Genomic DNA, 2,878 nt, shown 5'->3' on the forward strand with positions numbered 1-2,878 from the left:
GCTCAGGTACTGCCGCGTCAGCCCGGCCATCGGGATGTCGAGGATGTTGAAGTTCTGCTTGCGGATCAGGTAGAGCAGCAGGTCGAGCGGGCCCTCGAAGGCCTCGAGGAAGACCTGCAGCGCCTCGGGCGGGATGTAGAGGTCATTCGGCAGCGCGAACAGCGGCTCGCCATAGAGCCGCGCCAGCGCGACCTGGTCGATGACGTCGGGCATCGCGGCGACCACGACGGCGCCGTCGTCCGCGATGACCTCGTCCGGCGCCGAACGGACGCCTTTGCCCGACGCGCCGCCCTCGCCCTGGCGGCGGGCGCCGGAACCCGGAACGGCGCGGATGGTCACTTACTTGACGCGGGTCTGGTAGACGTAGGGCTGCTGCGGCACATTGGCCTCGCTGTACTCCTCGAGCAGGCCGCGGTCGAGGTGCTTGTCCCACAGCAGGGCACGGCCGGCGCGCTGTTCGGCCTCCAGCGTCGGCTTCCGCTCCTTCATCTGTTCGATGAAGTTGGTGATTTCGGACGTGTAGTGGGGGCGGGCGAAGATGGACATTGCATTGGGACCTTTGGCGCGGATTTTACCGGGTGGAATCCGCCTTGAAGCCGTTGTCGGCATGCGCTAGCGTGGCGGCTCCGATCCCAAACCCAGGAGAAACGCTTATGAAGCGCCGATATTCGATGGTTCTCGCCGCGACCGCAGCCGCCGCCTTGCTGGTGGGGGCCTGCAGCAGCAGCGGGCCCGCCACGCCGCAGAGCAAGATGAGCTTCTTCGTCACCAGCGTGAATCCGGGCAAGGGTGCCGACTTCGGCGGCCTGGCGGGTGCCGACCGCTACTGCCAGAGCCTGGCAGCCAGTGTCGGCGCCGGCGGGCGCACCTGGCGCGCCTACCTCAGCAGCACCGCGACGGGGACCAGCCCGGCCGTGAATGCGCGCGACCGGATCGGCAGCGGGCCCTGGTACAACGTCAAGGGCGAACCGATCGCCAGCAACATCGAAGAACTGCATGGCGACAACAAGATCAACAAGCAGACGGCGCTGACCGAAAAAGGCGAAGTCGTCAGTGCGAGCGGAGACCCCGTCAACCAGCATGACATCCTGACCGGCTCGTCGCCCGACGGCCGCGCGGCGAGCGATGGCAAGGACACGACCTGCGGCAACTGGACCCAGAGCGGCGACGGCTCGGCCATCGTCGGCCATCACAACCGCATGGGCACGAACGCCCCTCCGGCGTCGACGTCGTGGAACTCCTCGCATGCGACCCGGGGCTGCAGCCTGGATGCGCTCAAGAGCACCGGCGGCGCAGGCCTGCTCTACTGCTTCGCGCAGAACTGAGCGGTGCGGCGACGAAACCGGGCGCGGATCGCAGTGGGCTGGCTGGCCGCGGTGCTGTCCCTCGTGGGCTGCGACCCGCAGCGCATCGCGGAGCTGGAGGAGGGCGTGGCGACCGAGGCCGACGTGCGCGCACGCTTCGGCCAGCCCGAGAACATCTGGGATGCGCCCGAGGGCCGGGTGTTCGAGTACAACCGCCAGCCGCAGGGTCAGAAGAACTACATGATCACGATCGGGCCCGAAGGCCGGATGACGGCCTTGCGCCAGGTGCTCACGCCCGCGAACTTCGCCAAGGTGAAGCCGGGCATGGCGATGGAAGACCTGCGCCGGTTGCTGGGCAAGCCGGCCAGGCGCACACCCTATCCGCTCAAGAACGAGACCGCCTGGGAATGGCGCTGGATGCAGCCGCCGAATTCGCCGATGGTGTTCACCGCCACGCTGGATGACGACCAGCGTGTGAGCAGCGCGGGCTCTTCGCCGGACCGCGACACCGAAGTGCCTTGAGCGTTCAGTTGCCGGGCTGGGCCGCAAGGTCCGCCGCAAATCCCGAGCGCTCGAACGCCTCGAGCGGCTGCGCCTGCAGCGATTCGACCCGCAGCACACCGCCGCGCTCCCGCACCGCCTTGTGCAGTTGCCGCAACGCGTCGAGCCCGGTGGCGTCGATCAAGAACAGTTGCATCGCATCGAGCACCACCGTCATGCCGCGCGGTGCACGCTCGACCGCGGTCACGGCGGGATCGAGCTTGGCGGCGGCGCCGAAGAACAGCGCGCCCTGCAGCTTGAAGGTCAGCACGGGCGGCTCGAGCGCCACCAGTTCGACGCTGAAAAGCTGGCTCATGCGCGTCACGAACAGTGCGCACGCCAGCACGATGCCCGCCTGCACCGCGACCGTGAGGTCGAACACCACCGTGAGGAAGAAGGTGCCCAGCATCAGCAGCCGGTAGTGGCGGCTGAAGAGGCGCAGCCTGTGCGGGGAGAACTCGCGCCACTCGCCCATGTTCCAGGCCACGAAGACCAGGATGCCCGCCAGCACCGCCAGCGGTACGTGCCGGGCCAGCGGCGCCCCCAGCAGCACCACGACCAGCAGCGTCAACGCATGCACGATGCCGGCGATCGGCGAGTTGGCGCCGGCGCGCAGGTTGGTCACGGTGCGGGCAATGGTGCCGGTGGCCGGCATGCCGCCGAAGAAGGGGGCGACGGCATTGGCGATGCCCTGCGCCATCAGCTCCTGGTTGGGATCGTGGCGCGGCAGCCCGCCGATCTGGTCGGCCACGCGGGCGCACAGCAGCGATTCGATGGCGCCCAGCGCGGCGATGGTGAGGGTCGGGGTCACGAGCTGTTTGACCGTCTCCCACGAGAACGTGGGCAGCGCGAAGGCGGGCAGGCCGCCGGGGATGCCGCCGAAGCGCGTGCCGATGGTCTCCACCGGCAGGCTGAAGCCCCAGGACACCAGCGTCAGCGTGACCAGCGCGACGATCGGCCCCGGCATGCGCGAGCCGGCCTGCGCGGCGCGCGACCGCGCCGCGCGGCCCAGCACCCGATGCACCGCCCGGCCG

4 protein-coding genes and 1 pseudogene are annotated in these 2,878 nt (G+C 69.2%); 2 read left to right on the plus strand and 3 right to left on the minus strand.

The features are described 5' to 3' along the window. Both AC1D2K_RS32885 and AC1D2K_RS32890 read right to left on the minus strand, forming a co-directional pair. Positions 1-246: pseudogene (locus AC1D2K_RS32885) on the minus strand (segregation/condensation protein A); the annotation flags it as partial. A gap of 93 nt (positions 247-339) precedes the next feature. Further along, positions 340-546 (minus strand): DUF3460 family protein, encoded by a 207-nt coding sequence (locus AC1D2K_RS32890; RefSeq protein WP_442285461.1) that lies wholly within the window; start codon positions 544-546, stop codon positions 340-342. A gap of 107 nt (positions 547-653) precedes the next feature. On the opposite strand from AC1D2K_RS32890, the gene AC1D2K_RS32895 reads away from it, so the two are divergent. Continuing rightward, complete coding sequence (locus AC1D2K_RS32895) at positions 654-1,325, plus strand: hypothetical protein (RefSeq protein WP_478094399.1); 672 nt, start codon at positions 654-656, stop codon at positions 1,323-1,325. A 27-nt stretch (positions 1,326-1,352) separates the two neighbouring features. Continuing rightward, positions 1,353-1,826, plus strand: coding sequence for an outer membrane protein assembly factor BamE (locus tag AC1D2K_RS32900; RefSeq protein WP_478094403.1), 474 nt, complete (start codon positions 1,353-1,355; stop codon positions 1,824-1,826). Between the two features lie 4 nt (positions 1,827-1,830). Here AC1D2K_RS32900 and AC1D2K_RS32905 read toward each other — a convergent pair. Next, a partial coding sequence (locus AC1D2K_RS32905) for a SulP family inorganic anion transporter (RefSeq protein WP_478094401.1) occupies positions 1,831-2,878 on the minus strand: 1,048 nt, incomplete at its 5' end.

It is taken from the genome of Variovorax sp. P1_H12_2 (assembly GCF_056405335.1).